The organism is Nitrospirillum goiasense, from assembly GCF_034427435.1.
GTDB lineage: Bacteria > Pseudomonadota > Alphaproteobacteria > Azospirillales > Azospirillaceae > Nitrospirillum.
This window is the reverse complement of sequence record NZ_JAXQNP010000003.1, coordinates 320,462-347,386: the sequence shown is the minus strand read 5'-3', so window position 1 is coordinate 347,386 and position 26,925 is coordinate 320,462. Positions and strand designations below refer to the sequence as shown.

The window sequence follows — 26,925 nt, the reverse complement described above, 5'->3', positions numbered from 1 at the left end:
TACTTCTACTGGTAGTCAGTGGAAATCACACCGTGCCCAAACGGGGTAGGCGCACATTAATGATCATGGATGCCGACGGGAAGGATGTCGGCGCGCCCAAATCGCGGTTGGGGGAGATGGATGTTCGCGCAGACCATCAGCAAGTATAAGATCGAACGGATTATTGGCTCGGGCTCCTACGGCACGGTGGTCCAGGCCACGGATCCGGTATTGAACCGTACGGTGGCGCTGAAGATACTGCGGCAGGCGGACGCACCGGCGGATGGCCTGAAGACCCACATCCGTGAGGCGCGCGCGCTGGCGCGGCTGCAGCACCCCAACATCGTCGGCATCTTCGGGCTGGAGCAGGAGGGCGACCAGACCTACCTGGCCATGGAACATGTGGAAGGGGAGACGCTGGCCGCCCGGCTGGCGCAGGGCCCCCTGCCGCTGGATCAGGCGCTGGACATCGCCGCCCAGCTGGCCGACGCGCTGGCGGCCGCCCACGGCCAGGGCGTGGTGCACGCGGACATCAAGCCCGCCAACGTCATCCTGGACCAGCGCAGCCACCCCCGGCTGGTGGATTTCGGCCTGGCCCGCCTGTCCGGCATCGCCCGGGCGCAGGACACCCTGGCCGCGACCATGGAACGGGGGACGGCCTGCGCGGCACCGTCAGCTATATGGCGCCCGAGCTGTTCATGGGCGCCCAGCCGGACACCCTGTCCGATATCTTCTCCTTCGGCGCCCTGGTGTTCGAGATGCTGGGCGGCCGCCGCGCCTTCGACGCGCCCAGCGAGGGCGCCGTCATGCAGCGCATCCTGAACGGCCGCCCCGACAGCCTGTACCTCCCCGGCACCCCGCTGCCCAAGCCGCTGTGCGACTTAGTGGACCGCATGCTGGCCGTCGACCCCGCCGCCCGTCCCGCCACCATGGACGCGGTGCGCGACGCCCTGCGCGCCATCGCCGCCGGCGCCAGCCCGGCGCTGCCGCCCGCGCGGGCGCCCAGCCGCGCCGCCGCCCTGGTCCGCCGCCACATCCGCGCCCTCGCCGCCGCCGGGGTGGCGGGCGTCCTGCTGGCGGCCGGCGTGGCGCTGGACTGGCCGGCCTTAAGGGACCGCGTGGCGGGGCACGCCGGCACCGCCAGCATCCAGTCCATGCTCGATACGGCCATGGACCGCCTCTATCACGCGGAGGACAAGGGCGCCATCGACGCGGCGGTCAGCGGCTTCCAAAAGGTGCTGGCCCGTGATCCTAGCAATGCCGCCGGCACTGCAGGTTTTAGTCTAGCGCTTGTTCAACGCTACAGGGCGCAAAGCCCAGATCCGGCAACTTTGCAGCAGGCGAACGCCGCAGCCCACCTTGCCCTATCCTTGGATGATCAGTTAGCATTGTCTCATGTCGCTATGGGCTGGGCTGAATACTACGCCAATAATAAGGATGATGCGGCGCGCCAATTCCAGAAGGCCCTTTTGCTGGAAGAGCGGAATGTTTTTGCGATAGAAGGGATGTCCCTTCTATACATTTCAAAGGGGGATTTAAATTCGGCGATTGATTCATTAAAGTCTGGTATAGAAAAATACCCCGATTTTTTTGATTTTTATTATAATATTGGGAAAATTTATTTCAATCAAGCGGCCTACGCTGATGCTGAGAAAATGTTCCAAAGAAGCGTGGAGTTGGCGCCGGACAGTGCCTATGGCTATGCCAATCTCAGTGCGGCGCAGCATATGCAAGGCCGGACCCTGGAGGCCATCCAGACGGTGCAGCGCGGGTTGCGCATCCAGCCCCTGCCGCATTTATATAATAACCTGGGCAATTATTTCTATTTCCTAGGCCAATACCCCCAGGCGGCAGAGGCGTTTGAGCGTCTGACGCGGGTGGAGGGCTTTAGCCAGCATTACATCACCTGGGGCAATTTGGGCGACGCCTATCGCTGGACGCCAGGCAAAGCGGCGGAGGCGCGGGATGCCTACCGCGTGGCCCTGCGTCACCTCGACGGCCAGTTGGCCAGCGCCCCCCGGGATCCGTTGCTCAACGTCAAGGTCGCGGTCTTTCACGCCAAGTTGGGCGAGGAGGCGTCCGCCTTTGCGGCCCTGGACCTGGCCTTGGCTGGAAATCCGGCGCCCAATATTCTGTTTAATGCCGCCGTTGCCAACGAAGTCCTGGGCCGGCGGGAGCAGGCGCTCGACCTCCTGGCCCGGGCGCGGGCGGCGGGTTATGCCGCCTCTGAAATCGATCATGAACCGGAACTGGCGCAATTGCGCCTGGACCGTCGCTATCAACTATCCCTGATCAAGAAGGAGGAAAACCAATGAGCAGTGACAGCGGTGCCCCGCCAACCGTCTACACCATGCGTCTGGACTTCGACGTGCGCCAGGTTAGCACGGCCTTGCGCTTCAACCTGCTGGGGAATACGGGGTCGGATCCCACAAGCGTTCAACCCAACGGAACACCGGCCATGCAGGCGTCTGGGCCGGCCGCCGGCGGCTATCAGTTGCAGAGCGGTGACGGAATTAACGTTGTCATTTTCGCGTACTACGATCCGAGCACGACGTCTGACATTGCCATCAAGGGTCTGACGCTGGTGTCGCTTCCCGCACCCTACAGCGCTGCCGCCCCATTACCCGCTCAAGAACAACTCTATCTTTCACCTTGCGACGCCAATTACGCGGCCTGCCATTTCAACATCTGGGAAACCAATGACGATGCTGTGAGCGCCAGTGCGGCGCTGGACGCTACGTCGACCACGACGCAAGCTTTTACGACGCAACAGGCATTTAATCCGCCTCAGCAACCGCTCGCCGGGACGACTTCGCCGGGGTTGAGTGCGGCCGACGATTCCATCAGCACGGGCGCCGCGTCTAATTTAACCATCTGCGCCCCGTCTGGCCTATGGCAAATCACGGGTTTCCTTTCGGTCGTGGTGACGTCTAAGACGGGCGGGCAAACACACCGGGTTTACACATTCGATCCGGATTTGATGGTTGGGGGGGTGTTATCGCCGTTTTGATACGGCGGGCGCCGTTTGTTACGGGCGTTCCACTTGCCCTGACCTCAGCGATTAAATCACCGCGGGTGCCATCCGCACTCGGCCTCGTATCTCCGTAAGGGCACCCGTGGACTTTCATTGTCCAGAGTGCGCAACGCTCACCACACGTCGCCTTCCATCGCGGCGCTTGGTGCTGACCGGCGCTGTGGTCTCCGCAGCGCCGGTTTTCGTATCGTCCTTCCCCACCCTTGAGAATTTTAAAAGATTCACAGCACCAGAAGTCCATTGCCGCATTAAATCCCACGTCATTTAATGGGGATTAGTGATCCTTGATCACCGAAATTTCCATGTGAAATGAGGTGCGGCTTTGTCCCTGGTCCTTGACGACCCCCAGGCCCCGGCGTTGCCCGGGGCCGTGCGGCCCGCCGGGGTGCCCCTGGCCCGGCGTGTTCTTTCCCGTCTCGGCAACTCCCGCTGGACCGTGCCCCTGGCCCTGGTGCTGGCGTGGGAGGTGGGGTCGCGGGTGGGGCTGGTGCCGGCGCGGGTGCTGGCCGCACCCAGCGCGGTGCTGGTCACCTTCTGGAACTTGCTGGTGTCGGGGGAGCTGCCGTCCAACCTGCTGGTGTCGCTGGCCCGCGTGGTCACCGGGCTGGGCATCGGGGTCGCCGTGGGCACGGTGCTGGCCGTGGTCGCCGGCCTGTTCCGGCGGGGGGAGACGCTGGTCGATCCCCTGATGCAGATGCTGCGCACCTTGCCCTTCCTGGCGCTGGTGCCCCTGTTCATCGTCTGGTTCGGCATCGGCGAGGTGCCCAAGGTGGCGCTGATCGCCCTGGGTGCCGCCTTCCCCACCTATCTCACCCTGTTCTCCGGCATCCGCGCCATCGAGGCCAAGCTGGTGGAGGCGGGGCGCAGCTTTGGCCTGTCGCGGCTGGAGCTGATCACCAACGTGGTGCTGCCCGGCGCCACCCCGTCCTTCCTGGTGGGCCTGCGCTACGCCCTGGGGCACGCCTGGCTGAGCCTGGTGGTGGCGGAGCAGATCAACGCCTCCGCCGGGCTGGGCTACCTCATCAACAACGCCCGCGACTTCATGCGCACCGACATCATCGTCGTCTGCCTGGGCGTCTACGCCGTCCTCGGTCTTGGCACCGACTTCCTCGTCCGCTTGCTGGAACGCCGCCTGCTGGCCTGGCGTCCCACCTTCCTGGAGCGCTGACCCATGGCTTCCAACCCCGCCTCCTCCTTGGTCCCCCCCCGGCTGCCCCAGTGGCCGCCCCCGTGGCTGCTGACGCCCCTTCCGAACCGGGTGCCGTCCGGGTACGTGGTTTCACCCGCCGCTTCGGCGACGTCACCGTGCTGCGCGACCTGAACCTGGACATCGCCCCGGGTGAGTTCGTGGCCCTGCTGGGGCGCAGCGGCTCGGGCAAGACCACCCTGTTGCGCACCTTGGCCGGCCTGGACGCCGCCCCGGCGGAGCGGGTGTCCACCCCCGGCGCCCGCGCCGTCGTGTTCCAGGAACCGCGGCTGCTGCCGTGGAAGCGTGTCTGGCGCAACGTCACCCTGGGCCTGAAAAGCGGCCGCAGCCGGCTTCAGGCCACGGCGGCGCTGGAGGAGGTGGGCCTGGGCCACCGGGTGGACGCCTGGCCCGCCACCCTGTCGGGCGGGGAGGCGCAGCGCGCCGCCTTGGCCCGCGCCCTGGTGCGGGAACCGCAACTGCTGCTGCTGGACGAACCCTTCGCGGCGCTGGACGCCCTGACCCGCTTGCGCATGCACCAGCTGGTGCTGTCGCTGTGGCGGGCGCACCGCCCCGCCGTGCTGCTGGTCACCCACGACGTGGATGAGGCGATCGCCCTGGCCGACCGCATCCTGGTGCTGGCCGATGGCCGCCTGGCGGTGGAGGAGAAGGTGACCCTGGCCCGCCCGCGCGAGGCGGGGCCGGAGTTCCAGGCCCTGCGCCGCCGCCTGCTGGGCCATCTGGGGGTGGAGCAGCCGGGGCCGCGCGATACGGCGCCGCTGGCCTTCATTCCGCCCGCGCCGCCGGCCGGTGGCATCCGCGCCCCGTGGAACCGGCCGTCCGCCGCCGCCGTCAACGGTCATAACGGCCATGGGGGCGGCTTCACCAACGGCGCCCGCGCCGGCGCCCAGCTGGGTGGGGGGCTGTCATGACGGCGGCCCTGCGCCGGGTGGCGGCGGAACTGGCGGCAGAGGTGGCGGCAGATCGGGACGGGATCGACGAGGGCGCGGCGCTGGACGTCGTGCTGGCCGGCCTGACCGCCGAATTCGCCGCCGGGGCGGCCGCGCATGACCGCGACGGCAGCTTCCCCTTCGAGAATTTCCGCAGCCTGCACGCCCAGGGCCTGCTGGCCCTGACGGTGCCGACCGCCCTGGGCGGGGCCGGGGCGGACCTGGCCACCACGCTGAAGGTGGTGCGCGCGGTGGCCAAGGGCGATCCCGCCACGGCCCTGGTGCTGGTGATGCAGTACCTGTTCCATGCCTCCTCCGACCTGCGGGCCGTGCCCGATGCGCTCTACGCCCGGGTGGCGCGGGACGCGGTGGAGAATGGCGCCCTGGTCAACGCCCTGCGGGTGGAGCCCGACCTGGGCACGCCGGCGCGCGGCGGCCTGCCGGCCACGGTGGCGCGGCGCACGGCGGACGGCTGGTCCATCAGCGGGCACAAGCTCTATTCCACCGGCATCCCGGCCCTGACCTGGCTGGTGGTGTGGGCCCGCACCGATGAGCCGCAGCCGCGCGTCGGCGGCTTCCTGGTGCACCGCGACAGCCCCGGTATCCGCGTGGTGGAAACCTGGGATCACTTGGGCCTGCGCGCCAGCGGCAGCCATGACGTGATCCTGGAGGATGTGCCCACGCCGCTGGACCATGCGCTGGACCTGCGCGCGCCTGGGGTGGCCGGGCCACGCGACGCCCTGTTCGGCGCCTGGGCCGCCGTCCTGACCGCCGGCATCTATGACGCGGTGGCGGAGGCGGCGCGCGACTGGCTGATCGCCTTCGCCCGCCAGCGGGTGCCCAGCAACCTGGGGGCCGCCCTGTCCACCCTGCCGCGCTTCCAGGAGGCGGTGGGCATCATCGATGGCCTGCTGCTGTCCAACCGCGCCCTGCTGGCCGCCGCCACGCGCGGGGAGACCAGCGCGGTGGAGGCCGGCTTGGTCAAGCATCTGGTGACCGAGAACGCCATCCAGGCGGTGGAGACGGCCCTGCGCCTGACCGGCAACCCCGGCACCACCCGCCACAACCCGCTGGAGCGGCATTACCGCGACGTGCTGTGCGGCCGCATCCATACCCCCCAGGCCGATGTGGTGCTGGTCGGCGCCGGCCGCGCCGCCTTCGCCGCCGTCCCCCCTCCTGAAGCCCCCCCTCCTGAAGCCCCCTATCCTGAAAGGTTCCGCCATGTCCAACACCTTGCAGTTCATCGGCATCATCGGGTCGCAGGATGGGTCCGAGACCCGGCCCGGCAGCGGCCCCATCATCGACCGCGACTATATCGGCACCCTGGCGCGGGCCCATGAGTATGCCGGTTTCGACCGCGCGCTGATCGCGCACTCCAGCGCCTCGCCCGATGGCTTCCAGATCGCCGCCTACGCCGTGCAGCAGACGGAGCGGCTGAAGATCCTGCTGGCCCACCGTCCCGGCTTCGTGGCGCCTACCCTGGCCGCCCGCCAGCTGGCCTCGCTGGATCATTTCAGCCAGGGCCGCCTGGCCGTCCACATCATCACCGGCGGGTCGGATGAGGAGCAGCAGCGCGACGGCGATTTCCTGAACAAGACGGAACGCTACGCCCGCACCGACGACTATCTGGAGGTGGTGCGCAAGGTATGGACCAGCACCGCGCCTTTCGACCATGACGGGCCTTATTACAAGTCGCGCGGCTCGCATTCCTACGTGCGGCCGGTCAATGGCACGCTGCCCATCTATTTCGGCGGGTCGTCGGACGAGGCCATCGCCGTGGCTGGCAAACACGCCGACGTCTACGCCCTGTGGGGCGAGCCGCTGGACGATGTGCGCGAGACCATCACCAAGGTGCGCGCCGCCGCCGCCCTGCATGGCCGCCAGGAGCATGTCCAGTTCAGCCTGTCGCTGCGCCCCATCCTGGGCCGCACGGAGGAGGAGGCGTGGGCCAAGGCCGAGCGCATTCTGGAACAGGCCAAGCACCTGCGCGCCACCCAGTCGACCTTCCGGCCGGTGCGCGCGGGAGAGCCGCAGAACGTGGGCTCCCAGCGCCTGCTGGCCGCCGCCGCCGCCGGCAAGGTGCGGGACAAGCGCCTGTGGACGGAGATCGCCGCCCTGACCGGGGCCCAGGGCAATTCCACCAGCCTGGTGGGCACGCCGGAGCAGGTGACGGAATCGCTGCTGGATTACTATGATCTGGGCGTCCGCACCTTCCTCATCCGGGGCTTCGACCCGTTGGTGGACGCCATCGAGTATGGCCGAGACCTGATCCCCCTGGTGCGCCAGGCGGTGGCCGCGAGGGAGGCGGGACACGCGACAGCGGTGGCGGCCGAATGAGCCCCATCCGTGTGGTCAGCCAACTGACCGAGCCCATCAATGCCGAGGTGGCGCGGCGGGTCAGCGCCGCGACAGGGGAGGGGGCGGTCGAACTGATCACCCTGCCCCGGGGAGTGCCGGCCGAATGGCCGCGCGACGCCGATGTCTTCGTGGCCGCGCCCTTCCGCCGTGCCGGTGGCGACCTGCCGGCCCAGCCGCCGGGATGGCCCTTCAACCTGCGCTGGGTGCAACTGGTTTCCGTCGGCATCGACTTCTATCCCGACTGGCTGTTCGATGGGCCGGTGGTGACGGCGGCCAAGCGCACCTCCGCCACCGCCCTGGCCGAGTTCTCGCTGGCCGCCATCTTCGCCGCCGCCAAGCGTTTCCCCGAGATCTCGGGTCAGCCGGGCGGCCGACTGGCAGCCCACGCCCCTGGGCCTGGTGGAGGGCGCCACCCTGGGCATCGTCGGCTTCGGCGGCATCGGCCAGGCCCTGGCGCCCAAGGCCCTGGCCCTGGGCATGACCGTGCTGGCCACGCGGCGCGGGGCGGGGGATTTGGGTATGCCGGGCGTGGAACGGGCGGATGACGTGGCGGCGCTGTTCGCCCGCGCCGACCATGTGGTGCTGGCGGCACCGGCCACGGCGGAAACCCACCACCTGGTGAACGCCCGCGTGCTGGCCGCCGCCAAGCCCGGCCTGCACCTGGTCAACGTGGCGCGCGGCGCGCTGATCGATGACCAGGCGCTGCTGGCCGCGCTGGCCGATGGCCGGGTGTCGCTGGCCACCCTGGACGTGACGCATCCGGAACCGTTGCCCGACGGCCACCCCTACTACAGCCACCCCCGTGTGCGCCTGTCGCCGCACACGTCCGTCTACACGCCGGACACCCACGCCAACCTGGCGTCCCAGTTGGCGCACAATTTGATCCGTTTCCGCCGCGGGGAGCCGCTGGAGGACGTGGTCGATCTCGCCCGCGGCTACTAAGGATAAGGAAAGATCGAACCCATGATGCTGATATCGCGCCGGTCCGCCTTGCAAGGGCTGGCGGCGGGGGCGTTGGGCCTGGGCGCCCTGAACCTGGCGGCCTGTGGCCGCAAGAAGGACGCGGAGCTGGCCGGCGTCACCCTGCGCGCGGCCACCTATCGGGGCAACCCGGACTCCTTCTTCGAGCAGGCGGGCGTGGCCGACACGCCCTATACCCTGGAAACGGCCCAGTTCGCCGGCGGCAACCTGATCGCGGAGGCGATCAACGCCCATTCCCTGGACGTGGGCGGCATGAGCGAGATCCCGCCCATCTTCATCGCCGCCGCCAACCCCCTGGTGCGCATCATCGCCGTGTTGCAGGGCGACGTGAACAACCAGGTGCTGCTGGTGCCCAAGGACAGCCCGCTACAGACCACGGCGGACCTGAAGGGCAAGCGCGTGGGCTATGTCCGCGCCACCACCTCGCAATACATGCTGCTCAAGATCCTGAAGGAACAGGGGCTTACCTTCGGCGACATCACGCCGGTGGCGCTGTCGCCGCAGGACGGCCTGGCGGCCTTCAACCAGGGCAGCCTGGACGCCTGGGTCATCTATGGCGTGGTGGTGCAACTGGCGCGTGAGGCCGGGGCGCGGGTGCTGACCACCGGCCTGAACCGCTTGTCCGGCAACTATCTGGTGGCGGCCTCCAAGGACGCTCTGGCCGACCCGCTGAAACGGCGCGCCATCACCGATTACCTGCAGCGCTACGCCAAGACCCTGGCCTGGATCGAGGCCGATTACACCCGCTGGGCCCGCCTTCGGGCGCAGCTGACCAGCATTCCCGAGGCCGCCTACCTCCAGGAATACCGGGAGCGCAGCGCCGCCTATCGCCTGCTGCCCGTCAGCGACGCGGCCATCGCCTCGCAACAGGACGTCGCCGACACCTTCGCCGCCGCCGGCGTCATCCCCGCCCCGGTGGGTGTGCGCCCGCTGTGGGACGACAGCCTGCATGAGGCGCTGGCGAAACTATAGGGATCGCCTGATTGCGGGCTCATAGGATCTGCGGTAATTTCTGAGGGCAACCGGGGGGAGCTGCTACTCCCCCCGGCGCCCTTCACCTCCCCAGTTTCAGTTCAACGGCCATGCCGAGGAACCGGAAGCGGAGATGAAGGAAGAAGGATCGGATGAGCATCCAGTTTCCTTTCTTCCTGTGGCGGGGTGGCGGCCCATCCGCCCCCTGACCACGGGGAAGATATTCATTGAAAACCCGGACACCCCACAACCCATAGATTGCTCTTTCGGCATCTCGCATTGGGGGCGGATTTTTTCGGCCGCCATGTCACACGGCCATGAAGTCCTCTCGTCTTTGGGTCATGCGATGACGCATAACCTGATGGAGATGACGATGAGCGCCCATACCCCCCGCATCAATGACGCTTTCAAGCTGGCGCCCGAGGCCATCAAGGGCTTGCTGGTGGCCAGCAACGCCCTCAAGGCCGGCGGGTTGGAGCCGGCGCTGATGGAACTGGTGAAGATCCGCGCGTCGCAGATCAATGGCTGCGCCTTCTGCCTGCACATGCACGTCACCGACGCCCGCAAGATGGGAGAGACGGAGATGCGGCTGCACCTGCTGAACGGCTGGCGGGATTCCTCCCTATATACCGACCGGGAGCGCGCCGCCCTGGCCTGGACGGAGGCGTTGACCCGCGTGGCCGACACCGGCGCGCCGGACGAGGACTACGCCCTGGTGCAAGCCAACTTCACGGAGACGGAGCAGGTGCAGCTGTCGCTGGCTATCGGCATGATCAACCTGTGGAACCGTCTGCAGGTGGGTTTCCGCGCCGCCCATCCACCCGTGGCGCACATCCAGGGGGCGGCCGCCTGATGAACGGAGGGGACGCCACCGCGATCTTCCAGGCGCAGCGGCCCCGGCTGGTGCGCCTGGCCTACCGCATGCTGGGCTCGGTGGCGGAGGCCGAGGACGTGGTGCAGGACGCCTACCTGCGCTGGCGGCAGGCGGAGCACGCCGCGGTGGACGTCCCCGCCGCCTTCCTGTCGCGCATCGTCACCCGCCTGTGCCTGGACACGCTGAAATCGGCCCGGGTGCGGCGGGAGACGTATGTCGGCGCCTGGCTGCCGGAGCCCTTGGCCGGCAGTGATGAGGACGCCGGCGAGGATGACCTGACCCTGACGTTGATGATGGCGCTGGAGCGGCTATCGCCCTTGGAACGCGCGGCCTTCCTGCTGCACGACGTGTTCGGCGTGGCCTTGGACGAAGTGGCGGGCACCCTGCACCGCGATGCCGCCGCCGTGCGTCAACTGGCCGTGCGCGCCCGCCGCCACGTGCAGGAGGCCCGTCCCCGCTATCCCGTGGCGCCGGAGGAGGGGGAACGCATCGCCCGGGCCTTCTACGCCGCGTCGCACCTGGGTGATGTCGACGCGTTGCGCGGCCTGCTGGCGCAGGACGTGGTGCTGCGGGCGGACGGCGGCGGCAAGGTCCGCGCCTTCCTGAATCCCATCCGGGGGCTGGACCGCCTGACCCGCCTGTTCGCCAGCCTGCACGCCAAGGGAGAGTTCCAGGCCGCCGTCTTCATCCGCCCCCTCCGCATCGACGGCCTGCCTGGCTATGCCAGCGTGGAGCGCGGCACGGTGCTCCAGACCACCGCGTTCGAGATCGAGGATGGCCGCATCACCGCCATCTACATCACCCGCAACCCCGACAAGCTGTCCCACATCGCCCAGGCGCTGGGGATGGTCATCGGGAACTCATGACAGGGTCCCCGGGCGCGGGATTCATTGTGAAGCTTTGCCTTCGGCTTGGTGGATACTTGCGTCGTGGCTTCCTTCCTTGCATCCTCTCGGCGTAAATCCAGGGGAGTTTTGCGCCATGGCCCATCGCATCCTGATCGTCGGCCAGGATCCCGACACGGTTGACTACACGGCGCCGGGGATCATCCCGGGCATGACCGCCGACAAGGTTCGCGCGGGTGTGTCCGCGTCCAAGCAGTCGCTGGAGGGGCAGGGCTGCATCTGTGACAACCTGTATGTCCAGCCCGCCCCCGCCGTGGCGGAGGTGGAAGTCGCCACCGCCTTGTCCCGCGCGACCTATGACGTGGTGGTGATCGGCGCCGGCATCCGCAACCCGCCGGCGAACCTGATCCTGCTGGAAACCGTCCTCAACACCATCCATCGCGCCGCCCCCCAGACCCGTATCGCCTTCAACACCCGGCCTGATGATACCGACGCGGCGGCGGTGCGCTGGCTTGGGCGATAGGACCCATCCGGTTGTGCAGGACGGCTGACGCCCAATTCACAGTCATTTGACGGGCAATCACGGATCACATAAACAAATCTCGTTTTTATGGAACTGTGAAATACGCCAAACGAGTGCTTCCCCATTCGTTTCGCGGAGCGCTGTTTCATGGTTCGGGTCCCGTCCTCCCCCATCGCCGTTTCCTCCTTGCTGCTGGGGACCGCCCTGTGCGCGCTGACGGTTTCCGCGTCGGCTCAGACTGCCCCAGCCCCCGTGGCCGGGGCGGCGCCGGACCTGGAGGCCAGCGGCGGCATCGCCGACATCGTGGTGACGGCGGAAAAGCGGCAGACCCGCCTGCAGGAAACGCCCATCGCGCTGACCGCCTACACGGCCGATACCCTCCAGGACCAGCACATCAGCACGGTGCGCGACCTGGCGGGCCTGGTGCCCGGCCTGACGGTGCCGCGCGGCGGCATCACGCCGACGACTCAGCTGTTCTTCCTGCGCGGCATCGGTGAAACCGACCCCATCTTCGATCCCGCCATCGCCCAGTACGTGGATGACGTCTACATCCCGCGCTCCATCGCCGCGTCGCCCCTGCTGGCGGAGTTGGAGCGGGTGGAGGTCCTGCGCGGGCCGCAGGGCACGCTCTATGGCCGCAACACCAGTGCCGGCGCCATCCGCTACATCACCCGCGACCCGAATGACGAGGTGCGGTTGTCGGTGGATGCCGGGGTCGGTACGTGGGGCGCGTTCGAGAGCCATGGCTACGTCTCCGGCCCCCTGATCGCCAACAAACTGTTCGCCAGCCTGGCCTATGGGCATGAGCAGCACGACGGCTACACCCACGATCCCACCATCAACAAGGACGTGAACGACCTGAACGTGGACAGCGCCCGGGCCAAGCTGAAGTTGCAGGCGACCGAAGACCTGGACATCCAGTTGACCCTGGACGCCAAGCGCGACCGCTCCACCACCGCTTATTACACACCCCATAACCAGCCGGGCGGCGGCTTCGACCCGTCGCTGTCGTTCGCGGAGCCGCAGCCGCAGAACAACTCCAACTCCGGTGGGGCGGCGCTGCGCATCACCCAGGCCCTGGGCGACAAGCTGACCCTGAAGTCGGTCACCGCCTATCGCCTGTTCGGCCAGGCGCCCGTCACCTACGACAATGACGGCGAGGCGGCGGTGAAGCAGGTGAACTTCATCCGCTATTACGAGAATGAGCTGACGCAGGAGTTCCAGGCCAACGGCAGCTGGGGTCCGCTGGACTTCACCAGTGGCCTGTTCTACCTGCACGAAAACTTCTCCAGCGACCGCAACGGCTTCAGCTATCCCAGCCTGGCCAACCCGCCACAGGACCAGGTGGGCAACACCAAGACCGACAGCTACGCGGCCTACGGCCAGGGGGACTACCATGTCACCGACAAGCTGACCGGCACGGTCGGCCTGCGCTACACCATTGAAAGCCGCGACTTCACCTATCGGCAGTTCGACGACACGCTGGACGGCACCCGCATCACCGATGCCGCCGGCAACCCCATCGTTCCGGCCACCGCCACCAACAAGGCGGGTGCCTTCCAGACCAAGTCGGATGCCACCTGGTATTCCCTGACGCCCAAGTTCGCCGCCTCCTACCAATGGACGCCGGACCTCTTGACCTATGCCAGCTATTCCAAGGGCTTCAAGGCCGGCGGCTTCGATAACCGCGCCAGCGTCCTGATCAACGCCCAACTGCCCTATCAGCCGGAAAAGGTGGAGACGTACGAGGTGGGCGTGAAAAGCCAATGGTGGGAACGCCGGGTACTGGTCAACATGGCGCTTTACTACAACGACTACACCAACCTGCAGGCGACGGCGACCGATCCCGCCACCCTGCGCTCCCGCCGCCTGAACGCGGCGTCGGCCTATACCGAGGGGTTTGAGCTGGAAACCACGATCCAGCCGTTCGACGGCCTGCGCTGGGACAACTCCGCCAGCTACACGCTGGCGCTGTATGACCAATTCCCGAACTACGCCGGCATCGGCACCAGCGCCAGCGGCAACCGCTTGCCCTACGCCCCGCGCTGGACCTTCCGCACCGCCCCCACCTACACCCTGCCGCTGGCGGTGCCGGGCCAGGCGCAGGTCGGCGTGGACGCCCAGTTCCAGACCCTGTCCTACGCCGACGTGGCCAATTCCTGGCAGGTGGCCATCCCCGCGCAGTGGAACGTCAACCTGTTCGCCAAATACACGACGGAGGACGAACGCTGGACCTTCTCCGCCACCGTGCGCAACCTGGCCGACCGCCGCCTGCCCCAGGGCGGCAGCTACTCCGCCTCCGCCGCCGGCACGGTCTGGACCTTTGTCGAAAGCCCGCCGCGTACGGTGTTCTTCAAGGTGGGGTATAAGCTCTAGGACTTGCCGGCGGGGACCAGGGTCAGGAACCCGGGCGGAACGTGGTCCGTCAACCACACACCGTTGTCCGCCTGCTGGAAAATCAAGCCCTGGTCGTGCATGCGGCGGGCGTCGACCGTGAACAGGGCGGGTTTGCCATGGCGCTTTCCCACCTTCAGGGCGGTTACCTCATCCGCTGACAGGTGGACCTGTTGGCGTGTCTGGGGTGTCAGGCCCTGCGCCAGGATGGCCTCGACGAACCGAGTGGCCGTGCCGTGGTAGAGCACGTCCGGTGGCTGGCGGGGGTCGAGATTGAGGTTCACGGTGACGGAATGGCCCTGCGCGGCGCGGATGCGCGTACCGTCGTCGGACAAGGAAAAGCGCTTCTTGTCGCTGGTGGCGATCACCGCCAGCAGGTCGTCCCGGTCGAAGGGCGTGCCGGCGGCGTTGCCCTTTGCGATCAACTCATCCACCGATGCCCAGCCTTCCGGGTCGAGGGCCAGGCCGATGGCGTCTGGCTTGTGGCGAAGGACGTAGCTCAGGAACTTGCTGAGATGCAGCGGATCTGTCGTCATGGTCGGGCGCGCGAGTATGGCAGTGTTTCTCTTTCGCTGATCAATGCCATAGCGTCCGCCGATAAGCGAGGGGCAGGGTAATGGCCTGCGATCCTTATTGCGGGCGCTATACATACAGCCTCGGAGGAGGGGACCATGCCTGAAGAAAGCAAGCCAGGAGCTAAGGACACTGAGCGGACGAGAGTAAAGCCAACGGATTGGTCGGGCTTTTGGGCGGCGCTTGAAGGAGTGGAGATTCCGGAAGATTTCCTGGCCCCACAGGAGCGAGGCCAGGGATCTCACGACCGCGACCCGTTCCAACCGACGCCGGTTTAAGCGCAGCTTGAAGAAAACTCGATTTCCCCGGCCCTGGTCCAGCCCCTAGGGTTGCTGTCCACCCACCCATTGATGCCACCAGGCGGAGGGACAAGATGAGCGAGACCACCAATCCCGAGGCGCCGGCGCGGCTGCGTGCCTTCATCGGCCGGCTGGACGCCTTGGTGAAGCAGCGCCTGCCCGAGGGCGCCTTGCTGGACCAGGCGCGCGACGCGCTGGCCGAGTTGGTGGCCCAGGATGACTGGCTGCCGGCCGCCTATGCCGAACCCGATCCGGTAAGGTATCGCCAATTCCTGCTCTATGCCGACCCCGATGGCCGCTACTCCGTCGTCAGTTTCGTCTGGGGGCCGGGGCAGGAGACGCCGGTGCATGATCATACCGTCTGGGGCTTGGTCGGCGTCTTGCGGGGGGCTGAGTATTCCCAGCGTTTCGTCGTGGGGTCGCGCGATGAGCTGGTGGCCATAGGCCCCAAGCAGCGCTTGGAGGTGGGGGAGGTGGAGACGCTGTCACCCCAGGCGGGCGACATCCACCGCGTCACCAATGCCCATCTGGACCGCACCTCGGTCAGCATCCATGTCTATGGCGCCGATATCGGCCAGGTCCGGCGCTGGGTCTATCCGGCGCAAGGCCCGCGCAAGCCCTTCATCTCCGGCTACAGCAACGCCGGCGCCACGCCCACCTTCACCATCACCCGTACGCCGTCCCTGGAGCCCGCCTGATGTCCTTGGTCCCCGCCGCCGCCACCGTCTCCCCCGCCGACGTCCGCCTCACTCTGATCGCCCGGCGCGAACTGGCCCTGCTGGACGTGCGAGAGGAGGACCCCTACGCCCAGGCCCATCCGCTGTTCGCCGCCAACCTGCCCTTGTCGCGGCTGGAGCTGGAGGTGTTGGACCGTGTGCCCCGGCGCGATACCGCCATCGTGCTGTATGACAATGGCGAGGGGTTGGCGGAACGGGCCGCGGCCAGGCTGGCGGACCTGGGCTACACCAACGTCCGGCTGCTGGCGGGCGGGCTGGAGGGGTGGCGCGCCGCCGGCTATGAGGTCTTCCGTGACGTCAACGTGCCGTCCAAGGCCTTTGGCGAACTGGTGGAGACGGAGGCGCACACGCCGTCGCTGGCGGCACCCCAGGTCAAGGATCTGCTGGACGCCCATGCCGACGTGGTGGTGCTGGACAGCCGGCGGTTCGAGGAATACCGCACCATGAGCATCCCCACCGGCACCAGCGTGCCGGGGGCGGAGCTGGTGCTGCGCGCCCGCACCCTGGCGCCCGATCCCGCCACCACCATCATTGTCAATTGTGCCGGCCGCACCCGCAGCCTGATCGGCGCCCAGTCGCTGCGCAACGCCGGGGTGCCCAACCCCGTCTACGCCCTGCGCAACGGCACCATCGGCTGGACCCTGGCCGGTTTCAGCCTTGAGCATGGGCAGGAGCGCCGCTTCGGTGACGTGGACGACGCGGCGCGGGAGACGGCCCGCGCGGCCGCCCGCACCGTGGCCTATCGCGCCGGCGTGCGGCGTCTGCCGTACGCGGCGCTTGAGACGCTGGAGGAGCGGGGGCGCACCCTCTACCGCCTGGACGTGCGCACGCCGGAGGAATACCAGGCCGGCCACCTGGCGGGCTTCCGCAGCGCGCCGGGCGGCCAGCTGGTGCAGGAAACCGACCATTCCGCGCCGGTGCGCGGGGCCCGCATCGTGCTGTTCGACACCCTGTCGGTGCGGGCGGACATGAGCGCGTCCTGGCTGGCCCAGATGGGGTGGGAGGTGCTGGTGCTGGACGACGTTCCCGCGTCCGGCCTGACCGTGACGGGGCCTTGGCAGCCCACCCTGCCGCCGCTGCCGACGGTGGAGGTCATTCCGCCGGCCCATCTGGCGCGGCTGCTGGCCGAGGGCGACATCACCCTCCTGGATGTGGGGCCCAGTCCAGCCTATCGGCGGGGCCGCGTTCCCGGTGCCCGGTTCGTCATCCGCGCGCGGCTGGCGGTGGACCTGCCGGCGGCGGCGCGCGAGGGCACGATTGTCGTGACCTCCCCCGACGGCGTCGCCGCCCGTTTCGCCGCCGCCGACATCCAGGCCCTGACCGGCCGGCCCGCGCTGGTGCTGGACGGCGGCACGGCGGCGTGGACCGCCGCCGGCCTGCAGTTGGAAACCGGGGAGGGTGCCTACCTCTCCGCCCCCGATGACGTCTATCGCCGCCCCTATGAGGGTACGGACAACGCGGTGGAGGCGATGCAGGCCTACCTGGATTGGGAATACGGCCTGGTCGGGCAATTGCGCCGCGACGGCACCCACGGCTTCTTCGTCATTCCGCCCTCGCGGGATGCCCACGACACGCCACCCTCCCTGTCTCCGCATCTGGCCCAGGAAGGGCATGGGCACTGACCGGGCATGGCGCCCTGTCACTCCCGGCTGATCGAGACCACGACCTTGCCCTTGGCGCTGCGGGCGGTGAGCGCCGCGTGGGCGTCAGCCACCGTGTCCAGGGTGTAGGGACGCGGGTCCAGGCGGGGCAGCAGCTTGCCGGCCTCGACCAGGGTGCTGATCTGCGCCAGGATTTCGCCGTGGTGGGCCCGGCCCACCCCCGTCAGCAGCGGGGCCAGGGTGAAGACGCCGGAGTAGGTGGCGCCTTTGAATGACAAGGGTGCCAAGGCGTGGCTGCCCCAGCCCAGCGCGCTGACCACATGGCCGAAGCGGGCCACCGCCTGGAAGGAGGCGTCCAGCACCGCGCCGCCGTTGGTGTCGTACACCAACTCGAAGCCGTTGCCACCAGTCAGCCGGCCCACGTAGTCGGTCACCGTCTCGGCGGCGTAGTCGATGGGCGTGGCGCCCAGGCTGCGGATGTAGTCGGCATCCTCCGCACTGGCGGTCGCATAAACCGTGGCGCCCAGCGCCCGACCGATCTGCACCGCCATGTGGCCGACGCCGCCGGCACCGCCCTGGACCAGCAGGGTCTGGCCCGGCCGCACCTTGGCGCGATCCACCAGGCCTTCCCAGGCGGTGATGGCCACCAGCGGCAGGGCGGCGGCCTCGCGCATCGTCAGGTTGGCGGGCTTCAGCGCCAGCAAATCGGCATCGACCGCGGCGTATTGGGCCAGGGAGCCTGGGAGCCCGCCCACGCCGCCGGTCATGCCATAAACCTCGTCACCCAGACGGAAGGTGGAGACGCCGGGGCCCACCGCCTCGACCACGCCAGCCAGGTCCAGGCCCAGGATGGCGGGCAGGGGGTGGCGGGCATGGGCGGCGGCGCCGGCGCGGATCTTGGTGTCCAGCGGGTTCACGCCGCTGGCCAGGATGCGGACCAGCACCTGGCCGGCCGCAGGCTGGGGACGGCCGATGTCGGTGACACGGAAGGGGCCGTTCTGCGTCTCGACGATCGCGGCCTTCATGGTGGTGGGCATGGTGGGGATCATGGTGTTCTGCTCCGGCTTTGGGTGGGGCGCCCTTATCGGCGCCCACAAATCTTGTGCCCAAGACGGATGCATGGAAATCTTAACAACTGTACGAAGATCATGCGATTTCGTTTGGGTGATTCGATGCGTGTGCTGGAATGGAGTGACCTGCCCATCTTCCTGGCCATCGCACGGGAGGGCACCTTGGGCGCCGCCGCCCGCAAGCTGGGGCAGACCCAGCCGACCATGGGCCGGCGTCTGCGCGCACTGGAGGCCGCGGTGGGCGCCACGCTGTTCCAGCGCACCAGCGACGGCTTCGTCCTGACCGATGAGGGCCAGGCCATGCTGGGGCCGGCCCTGCGCATGGAGGAGGAGGCGCTGGCCCTGCAGCGGCAGTTGGCCGGCAGCGTCGGCGGGCTGGAGGGCATGCTACGCGTCTCCTGCTCCGACTGGTTCGGGGTGAGCATGCTGTCGCCCGTGCTGGCGGAGTTCGCCACCCAGCATCCGGCTGTGACGGTGGAACTGCTGACCGACCCGCGCCTCTACAGCCTGCCCCGGCGGGAAGCGGACCTGGTGATGCGCATCAAACCGTTTGATGAGCCGGAGGTCATCGCCCGCAAGCTGCTGACCATTCCCTACGGCCTTTATGCCAAGCCGGGCTTGTGGCACCCGGTGGCGGGCGATGGCGCCGGTTGCCGTTTGGTGCTGATGGACACGGACTTTGGCGGCATGCCCGACGTGGGCTGGGTGACGCGCCTATTGCCCAAGGCCGCCGTGGCGGCGCGCAGCAACAATCGCCAGGTCCAGGCCCGCCTGTGCGCGCTGGGGGCTGGCTTGGCCGTGCTTCCCCGTCCCTTGGGGGACAGCACCCCGGGTATCGCGCTGGTTGATCTGGGAGAGGCGCCGCCCAGCCGTGACACCTGGATCGGCTATCACCGGGATTTGCGGCGATTGCCGCGCCTGCGGGCGCTGCTCGACCTGATCGTCCAGCGCCTGGCCAATTGACGGCTTAAGCCAGCGCGCTCCATCCCTGCCAACCAATATAAAGGCCGACCAGGATGATCAGCGCGCCCGACGCGTAGGGAGCCCGGCGGGCCAGGGTGGTGAAGGTCTCTCCCCAGCGGCGGGAGGCGTGACGCATGCCCAGCGCGGCCGCGGCACCCACGCTGACCATGGTCAGCGCCAGGCCGATGCTGAAACACAGCACCAGGGCCACCCCCAGGGTCACCTGCTTCAGTTGCAGGCACAGCAGCAGCACGGTGATGGCGGCGGGGCAGGGGATCAGTCCCCCGGTCAGGCCGAACAGGACGATCTGGCCCGTGGTCACCGTCCGATTGGCGAAGCGTCGTTGGATGTCGGCGGCATGCGCCCGTTCATGGGCGTCCTGATAGTCCGTCTCCCCCAGGGTCAGGCCTTCGGCGTGGTGGTCATGGTGGTGGTCATGTTCGTGATCATGGTGATGCCCGTCATCATGGTGATGGTCGTGCCCATGATGATGCTCATGATCATGCGCCGCCTCTTCCCGCTGGGCGCGATAGGTGCGCCAGAGCATCCACAGGGCGATCAGGATGATCAGGAGGCCGGACGCGATCTGGAAATAGGGCTCCGTCGTCTCCGCGTTCCAGCTTTGGCCGAAGTGCAGCCCGGCCAGCGCCACCGCCCACACCACCAGGGTATGGGACAGGGTGGCGGACAGGCCCAGCAACACCGCCTGCCCCACCGTTCCCCGGATGGCGATGATGAAGGCCGCCATCATGGTCTTCGAATGCCCAGGCTCCAGCCCATGCAACGCGCCCAGCAAAATGGCGCTGGGGATGAACAGCCAGGCGTTGCCGGCGCCCTGTTGCAGCAGGTCTGAAAGCGGGGTCATGGGACGATGTCGATCTGGTCAAGGGATGGCATGGGCGCCGAACCTATCCCCCCCGAGGGGATATTGCAAGGCGGCGCGCACCGCTTCCGTGGTGCCGTGGAACACCCATTCCCATCCACCGTTGTCGTGCCCAGGGGCCGCCGATAGGGGCCGCGACAGGGATCAATGGCTATGGCGCAAGATGTGGATCCTGAAAGGGCGGAGGTGCAGGGGCTGGCGCGGGAGGCCGCGGAGTGTCGCCGGTGTGATCTCTACCGTGCCGCCACCCAGGTGGTTTTCGGCCAAGGACCGGCGGATGCCGCGCTGTTTCTGGTGGGGGAGCAGCCGGGGGACCAGGAGGACAAGGCCGGGCGACCCTTCGTCGGTCCCGCCGGGCGCATCCTCGACCAGGCGTTGGCGGAGGCGGGACTGGACCGGGGCCGTCTGTACGTCACCAACGCGGTGAAGCACTTCAAGCATGAGATGCGGGGCAAGCGCCGCATGCATCAGCGCCCCAACCAGGGGGAGATCGAGGCCTGCCGCTGGTGGCTGAACCGCGAGATCGCGGTGGTTCAACCGGCGGTCATCGTGGCCCTGGGCGCCACGGCCGCACGGTCGCTGATGGGCCGCCCGGTGGTTCTACTGCGGGAAGAAGGACGCCCGCTGACCTGGGCGGATGGGCGCCCGGGCGTGGCAACCTACCACCCGTCGGCGATATTGCGGGCCAGGGATGATGCGGCGCGCACCCGTACCTTTGCCGCCCTGGTGGCGGCGCTGACCCAGGCGCGGGAGATGGCCGGGGACTTCCTGCGGGCCACATCCAAGGCAAGGATGGGATGATTTTATGACAATATAGGAATAGAATAAGCGAAGCTTTGACGTGTCTATACTTCAATATTTTCAGATTCTCGGGAACGAAAGGGTGGGCTTTCCCCTTTATTATTCATCCGGCGCAAGGACGCGCCGGCGGCCCAGATGCCGCTAACGGCGGGGGCCCATCCCGAAGCAGACTAGAAGCAGAGTGGAGTGATCCTATGGCTTCCAACACTTCGAACAATACGTCGAACCGAGGGTTCGCCTCGATGGATGATGAAAAGCAGCGTGAAATCGCCTCAAAGGGCGGCTCCAGCGTTCCGGATGAGAAGCGCAGCTTCTCCAAGGACCACGAGCTGGCCGCCGAGGCGGGCCGCAAGGGCGGTCAGGCCTCGGGCGGGAACTTCGCCCACGACCGTGAGCGTGCTTCCGAAGCCGGCCGCAAGGGCGGCCAGCATTGAGGCCGAGCGTTAAGGCATCCAGGGACCGGATCCGCCAGCGCTTCGGCGCAAAACGGAATCCGGTCCAGAGTTGAGGGGGCTGGGCCTGCGGGTCCAGCCCTTTTCCTTTGGGGGCTTGTAGAGTGGAAATGGTTGATATTGCAAATGAAGCGAGCCTTGTTCTTTGCTGTATTCAAAAAATCTAATAATTCGAAATAAAACGGAACCCCTCTCGATGTGCCGCCTTGTATGCGGGCGCTGCCGAAGCTGAAAGGGCCGGCGGCGCGATGCGCAAAGGAGAGAGGACGTCATGACCAAGGACAGCAGCACCAGCGGCCGCGGCTTCGCCTCGATGGATGGCGAGAAGCAGCGCGAGATCGCCAGCAAGGGCGGCTCCAGCGTGCCCGACGAGAAACGGAGCTTCTCGCAGGACGCCGGCCTTGCCGCCGAGGCGGGGCGCAAGGGTGGACAGAACGTGCCGGATGAGAAGCGCAGCTTCTCCCAGGATCGTGAACTGGCGGCTGAGGCCGGCCGGAAGGGGGGCAGGCTTCGGGCGGCAACTTCGCCCATGATCGGGCGCGGGCGGCCGAGGCTGGCCGCAAAGGCGGCTCGGCGCACGGCCACCGCTGACAGGCGGCTTATCGGCCCATGGCCACGTCTATCCCGCGTTGGGCATTCCGCGCTGGACATTCCACGCGGGATGGACGTGGCCGACTGCGGCCGGAACTGGCGGGCCCGCCAGCGGTTTCCACCCTATCTATTCCTTGCCTACCTATTCTTGACGGAGCGCCACCATGGATGACGCCATTCCCCCGCAGCAGCAAGACCACCAGCCGGGTCGCGAGCGCGAGATGACACCGGCGCCGGACTATGCGCCCCGCTTCCCCGGTGCCGGTCGCCTGAAGGGCAAGGCGGCCCTGATCACCGGTGGCGACAGCGGCATAGGCCGGGCCGTCGCCGTCTCCATGGCGCGCGAGGGGGCTGATGTCGCCATCGTCTACCTCGATGAGCATGAGGACGCGGCCGACACCGTGGCGTTGATAGAGGCGGAAGGGGCCCGTGGCCTGCGCATTGCCGGTGACGTGGGGGATGAGAACTTTTGCCGCGCGGCGGTGGACAAGGTGGTTTCCACCTTCGGCAAGCTGGACATCCTGGTGAACAACGCGGCGGAGCAGCACACCACCAGCGGCCTGGGCGACCTGACGGCGCAGCAATTGGAGCGGACCTTCCGCACCAACGTCTTCGGCTATTTCTTCATGTCCAAAATGGCCTTGCAGCACATGACGCGGGGTGGGGCCATCGTCAACACCACCTCCGTCACCGCGTACAAGGGCAGCCCCCACCTGCTGGATTATTCAGCCACGCGGGGGGCCGTCCTGGCGCTCACCCGCTCCCTGTCCCAGCTTCTGGTGGAGGCGGGTATCCGGGTCAACGCGGTGGCGCCGGGCCCGATCTGGACGCCGCTGATCCCCGCCTCCTTCGCGGCGGACAAGGTGGCGGAGCATGGCAAGGACACGCCCATGGGCCGGCCGGGCCAGCCCAACGAGGTCGCGTCGTGCCATGTCTTCCTGGCCAGTGATGAGGCGTCCTACATGACGGGGCAAGTGATGCATCCCAACGGTGGCACCATCGTCAATTCCTGACCCGACGCCGGCATCAACCCTGGTGGACATAAAGGCCGGGGGCGGGCAGGGCGGGGGCCGTCGCGTCCGGCACCACGGCCGGCGGCGCCACCTGGGTGCTGTCGCCCTTGGCCGCCAGCCATTCCTGCCAGGCGCCCCACCAGGAACCTGGGTGATGCGGTGCCAGCCCCGCCCAGGTGTCCGGGTCGATGTATCGTTCATCCGCCGCGCGGGTCAGGGTCTGGTAGCTGCCCCGTTCGCCGACCGGCGGGTTGACGATGCCCACATTGTGCCCGCCGGATACCAGCGTGAAGGTGACGTCGGTGTCGCTGAACAGGTTGATCTTGTAGACGGAGCGCCAGGGCGCCACATGGTCGCGCACGGTGCCCAGGGCGAAGATGGGCACCTTGATGTCGCGCAGGGCGATCACCCGCCCCTCCACCGCGAAGCGACCGGCCGACAGGCGATTTTCCAGGAACAGGCTGCGCAGATATTCGCCATGCATGCGCGCGGGCATGCGGGTGGAATCCGCGTTCCACGCCATGAGGTCGGACATGGGTTCCCGGTCGCCCAGCAGATAATCGCGGATGACGCGGGACCAGATCAGGTCGTTGGGGCGCAGCAACTGGAAGGCCCCTGCCATCTGGGCACCGCTGAGATAGCCCTGGGACCACATCAGGTCGTCCAGCAGGCTGACCTGGCGTTCGTCCACGAACAGCATCAGGTCGCCCGCCTCCGCGAAGTCGGTCTGCGCCGCAAGCAGCGTCAGGCTGGCCAGGCGGTCGTCACCATCGCGGGCCATGGTGGCGGCGGCGATGGACAGGATGGTTCCGCCCAGGCAGTAGCCGCAGGCATGGACCTTCTGGCCGGGCACGGCGCGGTTGACGGCGTCCAGGGCGGCCATGACGCCCAGTTGGCGATAATCGTCCAGGCTGAGGTCCCGGTCGTCGGCGTCGGGGTTTTTCCACGACACCATGAAGACGGTGTGGCCCCGGTCCACCAGCCAGCGCACCAGCGAATTCTCCGGCCGCAAATCCAGGATGTAATACTTCATGATCCAGGCCGGCACGATCAGGATGGGCTCCGCCCGCACCGTCGCCGTGGTCGGGGTGTACTGTATCACCTCCATCAGGCGGTTGCGGTGGATGACCGTGCCGGGGGTAATGGCCACGTCCCGTCCCACCTGGAACTCCTCCGCCCCCGCCGGCGGGGCGCTCCGCATCAGGCGGCTGGCGTCGTCCATCCAATTCATCGCCCCGCGCACCAGGTTCATGCCGCCCTCTTGCATCGTCCGGCTGACGATGACGGGATTCAGCCAGGGCAGGTTGGTGGGGGACAGGACATCGGCCCATTGGCTGAACAGGAAGCTCAACTCATTTTCATGCTGGCGCGCCACGCCGGGGACGCGCCGCGCCGCGTCCAGCAACAGCGCCTCCCCCAGCAGATAGGCCTGGGCGATCGCCACATGCGGCCATTGCGACCAGACGGGATCGACAAAACGCCGGTCACCCGGCCGGGGCTCCACCAACGGGGCCGGCTTGCCGCCCGCCGCCGCCTCCGCCAGCCAGACGGTGAAGCGCCCGGCAGCATCCGTGGCCGCCAGCGACAGGGCCAGCCGCCGCCCCGGGCTGGCCGTTAGGTGTATGGCCCAGTCGGCCCATGCCTCCGCGATGACGGAGGGGGACAGGCCCTGGGTCAAGCGTGCCGCCGCGGCGCGCAGCGCCCGGTCCAGCGCGTGGAAGTCGGGGTCGGGGGCCGGTGTGACGGCCGGGGGAACGATAGGGGACCGGGTGTCGGGTGGCGGGACGACAGTTTGCGGGGCGGCGGAGAGGGGGGCGCCTGGGGCCTGCGCGGCCGCCGGCCGGTATCCTGGCCGGCGGCGTGGCCGCGTGCTGGCGGAAGGGTTCGCGAGGGTCATGGCGTCCTCCATTCATCCGTCCGTGCTGTGGACTACTGCATATACTTCCCGCCGTTCACCGACAGGGTTTCGCCGGTGATGAAGCCGGCCTCATCGGCGGCCAGGAACACGACGGCGCGCGCGATTTCCTCCGGCAGGGCCAGTCGCTTGGCCGGGATGCCGTCGACGATGGTTTGCAGGATGGGGGCGGGCACCGCCTCGACCATGGTGGTCTTGGTGTATCCCGGCGCCACCGCGTTGACGGTGATGTTGCGCGACGCGCCCTCCAGCGCCAGCGCCTTGGTGAAGCCGATCAGGCCGGCCTTGGCGGCGGCGTAATTGGTCTGTCCGGCCTGGCCCGACAGTCCGTTGACGGAGCTGATGTTGATGATGCGGCCGAAGCGGCGCTCCCGCATGCTTTCGATCACGGCGCGGCACATGTTGAAGCAGCCGCCCAGATCGACGTCGATGACCTGGCGCCATTGCTCCTGCGTCATCTTGTGCAGCATGGCGTCCCGGGTGATGCCGGCGTTGTTGACCAGGATGTCGACCGGGCCGTGCTTGGCGGTGACCTGGGCGATGCCCTCCGCGCAAGCGACGAAGTCGGCCACGTCCCAGGCGGCGGTGGCCAGGCCCGTCTCCCGGCGGAAGGCGGCGGCGGTGGCCTCCTCCGACGCCGGATAAGTGGCGACCACCGTGTGACCGGCGCTCTTCAGGGCCAGGCTGACCGCCGCCCCTATGCCGGTGATCCCGCCCGTGACCAAAGCGACGTGTGCCATCAGAACCTCCATTTCCATGAGTGCCTGTTGGACCGTAGGAGATCACCGGCGCGCCGCGGCCTTGGTGCGGTGCATCAACAATGGCGTTCAGGGCCCCCGGTTTGCGCCGCATCAATGCGGGGATGGGGGGACGGGGGTTCCCTGGGGGGTGGCCGGCGATCTGGGCGGCCCATAATCTCGGTGTGGGGTGACGTCATGCGCGCCATGGTGTTGGGAACGTCGGGGGCCTTGCAGGAGAAGCAGCTGCCGGACCCGGAGCCGGGCCCCGATCAGGTCCGTATCGCCATCCACGCCTGCGGCGTCTGCCGCACCGACCTGCATGTCATCGACGGCGACCTGCCGCCGGGCGGCCTGCCCCGCATACCGGGACATGAGGTCGTGGGCGTCGTCGACCGGCTGGGGGCGGGTGTGTCCGGCCTGACCGTGGGCCAGCGGGTGGGTGTGGGCTGGCTGGCGCACAGCTGCCGCCACTGCCCCTATTGCTTGTCGGGCCATGAGAACCTGTGCGACGCGCCAGGGTTCACCGGCTATACCCGCGACGGCGGCTTCGCCACCCTCATGGTGGCGGAGGCGCGCTACGTCTATCCCCTGGACGGCATCGATCTGGACGACGCCACGGCCGCGCCCCTGCTGTGCGCCGGGCTGATCGGCTGGCGGTCGCTGGTGATGGCGGGGCCGCATCGCAAGCTGGGCATTTACGGCTTCGGCGCCGCCGGTCACATCATCCTTCAGGTGGCCCGCTGGCAGGGGGCGGAGGTCTATGTCTTCACCCGACCCGATGATTTGGCGGCCCAGGAATTCGCCCTGTCGCTGGGCGCGGTCTGGGCCGGCGGGTCGGACGGGCCGGCGCCGGAACCGCTGGACGCCGCCATCCTCTACGCGCCGGTGGGCGCGTTGGTGCCCGCGGCCCTGGCGGCGGTACGCAAGGGCGGCCGGGTGGTCTGCGCCGGCATCCACATGAGCGACATCCCCGCCTTCCCCTATGACCTGCTGTGGGGGGAGCGGCAGGTGGTGTCCGTGGCCAACCTGACGCGGGACGACGCGTTGGACTTCCTGCGCATCGTGCCCCTGGCCGGCATCCGCCCCCAGGTCACCACCTACCCCTTGGCCCAGGCCAACCAGGCCATCGCCGACCTGCGCGCCGGGCGCCTCAACGGCGCCGCCGTCCTGGTGCCGTAAGGGCGCCTGGTC

At 68.0% G+C, this 26,925-nt stretch carries 26 protein-coding genes; 21 read left to right on the top strand and 5 right to left on the bottom strand.

The window, feature by feature from the left end; genetic code table 11:
• The first annotated feature begins 120 nt into the window (after positions 1 to 120).
• The 13 genes from ULB03_RS15910 (at position 121) to ULB03_RS15850 (ending at position 14,078) form a co-directional block, all read left to right on the top strand.
• Positions 121 to 801, top strand: coding sequence for a serine/threonine-protein kinase (locus ULB03_RS15910; RefSeq protein ID WP_322484112.1), 681 nt, complete (start codon positions 121 to 123; stop codon positions 799 to 801).
• Positions 699 to 2,294 (top strand): tetratricopeptide repeat protein, encoded by a 1,596-nt coding sequence (locus tag ULB03_RS15905; protein ID WP_322485214.1) that lies wholly within the window; start codon positions 699 to 701, stop codon positions 2,292 to 2,294. The genes ULB03_RS15910 and ULB03_RS15905 overlap by 103 nt, the downstream gene beginning before the upstream one ends.
• Positions 2,291 to 2,989 carry a hypothetical protein gene (locus tag ULB03_RS15900; RefSeq protein WP_322484111.1) on the top strand — a complete coding sequence of 233 codons (699 nt, stop codon included), beginning with the start codon at positions 2,291 to 2,293 and terminating at the stop codon, positions 2,987 to 2,989. The genes ULB03_RS15905 and ULB03_RS15900 overlap by 4 nt, the downstream gene beginning before the upstream one ends.
• A gap of 346 nt (positions 2,990 to 3,335) precedes the next feature.
• Complete coding sequence (locus tag ULB03_RS15895) at positions 3,336 to 4,181, top strand: ABC transporter permease (RefSeq protein WP_322484110.1); 846 nt, start codon at positions 3,336 to 3,338, stop codon at positions 4,179 to 4,181.
• A gap of 62 nt (positions 4,182 to 4,243) precedes the next feature.
• Complete coding sequence (locus tag ULB03_RS15890; RefSeq protein WP_322484109.1) at positions 4,244 to 5,131, top strand: ABC transporter ATP-binding protein; 888 nt, start codon at positions 4,244 to 4,246, stop codon at positions 5,129 to 5,131.
• Positions 5,128 to 6,489, top strand: coding sequence for an acyl-CoA dehydrogenase family protein (locus ULB03_RS15885; RefSeq protein WP_322484108.1), 1,362 nt, complete (start codon positions 5,128 to 5,130; stop codon positions 6,487 to 6,489). Before ULB03_RS15890 ends, ULB03_RS15885 begins: the two co-directional genes overlap by 4 nt.
• A complete protein-coding gene (locus ULB03_RS15880) occupies positions 6,371 to 7,486 on the top strand; it encodes an LLM class flavin-dependent oxidoreductase (protein WP_322484107.1) in 1,116 nt (371 codons plus the stop codon). The genes ULB03_RS15885 and ULB03_RS15880 overlap by 119 nt, the downstream gene beginning before the upstream one ends.
• 420 nt (positions 7,487 to 7,906) lie before the next feature.
• Positions 7,907 to 8,449 (top strand): NAD(P)-dependent oxidoreductase, encoded by a 543-nt coding sequence (locus tag ULB03_RS15875; protein WP_322484106.1) that lies wholly within the window; start codon positions 7,907 to 7,909, stop codon positions 8,447 to 8,449.
• Positions 8,450 to 8,470: 21 nt separating this feature from the next.
• Positions 8,471 to 9,460: an ABC transporter substrate-binding protein gene (locus ULB03_RS15870; protein ID WP_322484105.1), complete on the top strand. Its 990-nt coding sequence runs from the start codon at positions 8,471 to 8,473 to the stop codon at positions 9,458 to 9,460.
• A gap of 373 nt (positions 9,461 to 9,833) precedes the next feature.
• Positions 9,834 to 10,313, top strand: coding sequence for a carboxymuconolactone decarboxylase family protein (locus tag ULB03_RS15865; RefSeq protein ID WP_322484104.1), 480 nt, complete (start codon positions 9,834 to 9,836; stop codon positions 10,311 to 10,313).
• Positions 10,313 to 11,200 (top strand): sigma-70 family RNA polymerase sigma factor, encoded by an 888-nt coding sequence (locus ULB03_RS15860; protein ID WP_322484103.1) that lies wholly within the window; start codon positions 10,313 to 10,315, stop codon positions 11,198 to 11,200. Before ULB03_RS15865 ends, ULB03_RS15860 begins: the two co-directional genes overlap by 1 nt.
• Before the next feature lie 115 nt (positions 11,201 to 11,315).
• Entirely contained in the window at positions 11,316 to 11,702 is a 387-nt protein-coding gene (locus ULB03_RS15855; protein WP_322484102.1) for a hypothetical protein, read from the top strand.
• Positions 11,703 to 11,849: 147 nt separating this feature from the next.
• On the top strand, positions 11,850 to 14,078 hold the full coding sequence (locus ULB03_RS15850) for a TonB-dependent receptor (protein WP_322484101.1): 2,229 nt from the start codon (positions 11,850 to 11,852) through the stop codon (positions 14,076 to 14,078).
• Here the strand turns inward: ULB03_RS15850 and ULB03_RS15845 are convergent.
• On the bottom strand, positions 14,075 to 14,632 hold the full coding sequence (locus tag ULB03_RS15845) for an RNA 2'-phosphotransferase (protein ID WP_322484100.1): 558 nt from the start codon (positions 14,630 to 14,632) through the stop codon (positions 14,075 to 14,077). The two genes, ULB03_RS15850 and ULB03_RS15845, sit on opposite strands and share 4 nt — an antisense overlap.
• A gap of 410 nt (positions 14,633 to 15,042) precedes the next feature.
• Between ULB03_RS15845 and ULB03_RS15840 the strand changes: the two genes are divergently transcribed.
• Entirely contained in the window at positions 15,043 to 15,666 is a 624-nt protein-coding gene (locus tag ULB03_RS15840) for a cysteine dioxygenase family protein (protein ID WP_322484099.1), read from the top strand.
• Positions 15,666 to 17,327, top strand: a complete 1,662-nt coding sequence (locus tag ULB03_RS15835) for a rhodanese-like domain-containing protein (protein WP_322484098.1) — start codon at positions 15,666 to 15,668, stop codon at positions 17,325 to 17,327. The genes ULB03_RS15840 and ULB03_RS15835 overlap by 1 nt, the downstream gene beginning before the upstream one ends.
• A 17-nt stretch (positions 17,328 to 17,344) precedes the next feature.
• Here the strand turns inward: ULB03_RS15835 and ULB03_RS15830 are convergent, their stop codons facing one another.
• Complete coding sequence (locus ULB03_RS15830) at positions 17,345 to 18,355, bottom strand: zinc-dependent alcohol dehydrogenase family protein (protein WP_322484097.1); 1,011 nt, start codon at positions 18,353 to 18,355, stop codon at positions 17,345 to 17,347.
• A 123-nt stretch (positions 18,356 to 18,478) separates the two neighbouring features.
• Here ULB03_RS15830 and ULB03_RS15825 point away from each other — a divergent pair, with 123 nt between their 5' ends.
• Positions 18,479 to 19,339: a LysR family transcriptional regulator gene (locus ULB03_RS15825; protein ID WP_322484096.1), complete on the top strand. Its 861-nt coding sequence runs from the start codon at positions 18,479 to 18,481 to the stop codon at positions 19,337 to 19,339.
• 4 nt (positions 19,340 to 19,343) lie between these two features.
• Here ULB03_RS15825 and ULB03_RS15820 read toward each other — a convergent pair whose 3' ends face one another.
• Entirely contained in the window at positions 19,344 to 20,204 is an 861-nt protein-coding gene (locus ULB03_RS15820; protein WP_322484095.1) for a nickel/cobalt efflux transporter, read from the bottom strand.
• Positions 20,205 to 20,375: 171 nt separating this feature from the next.
• On the opposite strand from ULB03_RS15820, the gene ULB03_RS15815 reads away from it, so the two are divergent.
• From ULB03_RS15815 to ULB03_RS15795, 4 genes are all read left to right on the top strand, one after another.
• Positions 20,376 to 21,023, top strand: a complete 648-nt coding sequence (locus tag ULB03_RS15815) for a UdgX family uracil-DNA binding protein (protein ID WP_322484094.1) — start codon at positions 20,376 to 20,378, stop codon at positions 21,021 to 21,023.
• A gap of 194 nt (positions 21,024 to 21,217) precedes the next feature.
• The gene (locus ULB03_RS15810) at positions 21,218 to 21,457 is read left to right on the top strand and encodes a con-10 family general stress protein (protein ID WP_145730516.1); all 240 of its coding nucleotides are present in this window, start codon (positions 21,218 to 21,220) and stop codon (positions 21,455 to 21,457) included.
• A gap of 289 nt (positions 21,458 to 21,746) precedes the next feature.
• Positions 21,747 to 22,238 (top strand): con-10 family general stress protein, encoded by a 492-nt coding sequence (locus ULB03_RS27590; RefSeq protein ID WP_463605635.1) that lies wholly within the window; start codon positions 21,747 to 21,749, stop codon positions 22,236 to 22,238.
• Positions 22,231 to 23,079 (top strand): SDR family oxidoreductase, encoded by an 849-nt coding sequence (locus ULB03_RS15795; protein ID WP_322484093.1) that lies wholly within the window; start codon positions 22,231 to 22,233, stop codon positions 23,077 to 23,079. The genes ULB03_RS27590 and ULB03_RS15795 overlap by 8 nt, the downstream gene beginning before the upstream one ends.
• 13 nt (positions 23,080 to 23,092) lie before the next feature.
• Here ULB03_RS15795 and ULB03_RS15790 read toward each other — a convergent pair whose 3' ends face one another.
• Both ULB03_RS15790 and phbB read right to left on the bottom strand, forming a co-directional pair.
• On the bottom strand, positions 23,093 to 24,976 hold the full coding sequence (locus ULB03_RS15790; protein WP_322484092.1) for a PHA/PHB synthase family protein: 1,884 nt from the start codon (positions 24,974 to 24,976) through the stop codon (positions 23,093 to 23,095).
• 32 nt (positions 24,977 to 25,008) lie between these two features.
• Positions 25,009 to 25,734 (bottom strand): acetoacetyl-CoA reductase, encoded by a 726-nt coding sequence (phbB, locus tag ULB03_RS15785; protein ID WP_145730522.1) that lies wholly within the window; start codon positions 25,732 to 25,734, stop codon positions 25,009 to 25,011.
• Positions 25,735 to 25,929: 195 nt separating this feature from the next.
• Here phbB and ULB03_RS15780 point away from each other — a divergent pair, with 195 nt between their 5' ends.
• Entirely contained in the window at positions 25,930 to 26,913 is a 984-nt protein-coding gene (locus ULB03_RS15780) for a zinc-dependent alcohol dehydrogenase family protein (protein WP_322484091.1), read from the top strand.
• Positions 26,914 to 26,925: the final 12 nt, after the last annotated feature.

Excerpts from the sequence above, each read along its gene's own strand:
- ULB03_RS15845 (WP_322484100.1), bottom strand. The coding sequence starts at position 14,632 with ATGACGACAGATCCGCTGCATCTCAGCAAGTTCCTGAGCTACGTCCTT.
- ULB03_RS27590 (WP_463605635.1), top strand. The coding sequence starts at position 21,747 with ATGACCAAGGACAGCAGCACCAGCGGCCGCGGCTTCGCCTCGATGGAT.
- ULB03_RS15850 (WP_322484101.1), top strand. The coding sequence starts at position 11,850 with ATGGTTCGGGTCCCGTCCTCCCCCATCGCCGTTTCCTCCTTGCTGCTG.
- ULB03_RS15860 (WP_322484103.1), top strand. The coding sequence starts at position 10,313 with ATGAACGGAGGGGACGCCACCGCGATCTTCCAGGCGCAGCGGCCCCGG.
- ULB03_RS15780 (WP_322484091.1), top strand. The coding sequence starts at position 25,930 with ATGCGCGCCATGGTGTTGGGAACGTCGGGGGCCTTGCAGGAGAAGCAG.
- ULB03_RS15885 (WP_322484108.1), top strand. The coding sequence starts at position 5,128 with ATGACGGCGGCCCTGCGCCGGGTGGCGGCGGAACTGGCGGCAGAGGTG.
- ULB03_RS15870 (WP_322484105.1), top strand. The coding sequence starts at position 8,471 with ATGATGCTGATATCGCGCCGGTCCGCCTTGCAAGGGCTGGCGGCGGGG.
- ULB03_RS15795 (WP_322484093.1), top strand. The coding sequence starts at position 22,231 with ATGGATGACGCCATTCCCCCGCAGCAGCAAGACCACCAGCCGGGTCGC.
- ULB03_RS15820 (WP_322484095.1), bottom strand. The coding sequence starts at position 20,204 with ATGACCCCGCTTTCAGACCTGCTGCAACAGGGCGCCGGCAACGCCTGG.
- ULB03_RS15835 (WP_322484098.1), top strand. The coding sequence starts at position 15,666 with ATGTCCTTGGTCCCCGCCGCCGCCACCGTCTCCCCCGCCGACGTCCGC.
- ULB03_RS15855 (WP_322484102.1), top strand. The coding sequence starts at position 11,316 with ATGGCCCATCGCATCCTGATCGTCGGCCAGGATCCCGACACGGTTGAC.
- ULB03_RS15810 (WP_145730516.1), top strand. The coding sequence starts at position 21,218 with ATGGCTTCCAACACTTCGAACAATACGTCGAACCGAGGGTTCGCCTCG.
- ULB03_RS15900 (WP_322484111.1), top strand. The coding sequence starts at position 2,291 with ATGAGCAGTGACAGCGGTGCCCCGCCAACCGTCTACACCATGCGTCTG.
- ULB03_RS15790 (WP_322484092.1), bottom strand. The coding sequence starts at position 24,976 with ATGACCCTCGCGAACCCTTCCGCCAGCACGCGGCCACGCCGCCGGCCA.
- ULB03_RS15815 (WP_322484094.1), top strand. The coding sequence starts at position 20,376 with ATGGCGCAAGATGTGGATCCTGAAAGGGCGGAGGTGCAGGGGCTGGCG.
- ULB03_RS15910 (WP_322484112.1), top strand. The coding sequence starts at position 121 with ATGTTCGCGCAGACCATCAGCAAGTATAAGATCGAACGGATTATTGGC.
- ULB03_RS15840 (WP_322484099.1), top strand. The coding sequence starts at position 15,043 with ATGAGCGAGACCACCAATCCCGAGGCGCCGGCGCGGCTGCGTGCCTTC.
- ULB03_RS15825 (WP_322484096.1), top strand. The coding sequence starts at position 18,479 with ATGCGTGTGCTGGAATGGAGTGACCTGCCCATCTTCCTGGCCATCGCA.
- ULB03_RS15880 (WP_322484107.1), top strand. The coding sequence starts at position 6,371 with ATGTCCAACACCTTGCAGTTCATCGGCATCATCGGGTCGCAGGATGGG.
- ULB03_RS15830 (WP_322484097.1), bottom strand. The coding sequence starts at position 18,355 with ATGATCCCCACCATGCCCACCACCATGAAGGCCGCGATCGTCGAGACG.
- phbB (WP_145730522.1), bottom strand. The coding sequence starts at position 25,734 with ATGGCACACGTCGCTTTGGTCACGGGCGGGATCACCGGCATAGGGGCG.
- ULB03_RS15865 (WP_322484104.1), top strand. The coding sequence starts at position 9,834 with ATGAGCGCCCATACCCCCCGCATCAATGACGCTTTCAAGCTGGCGCCC.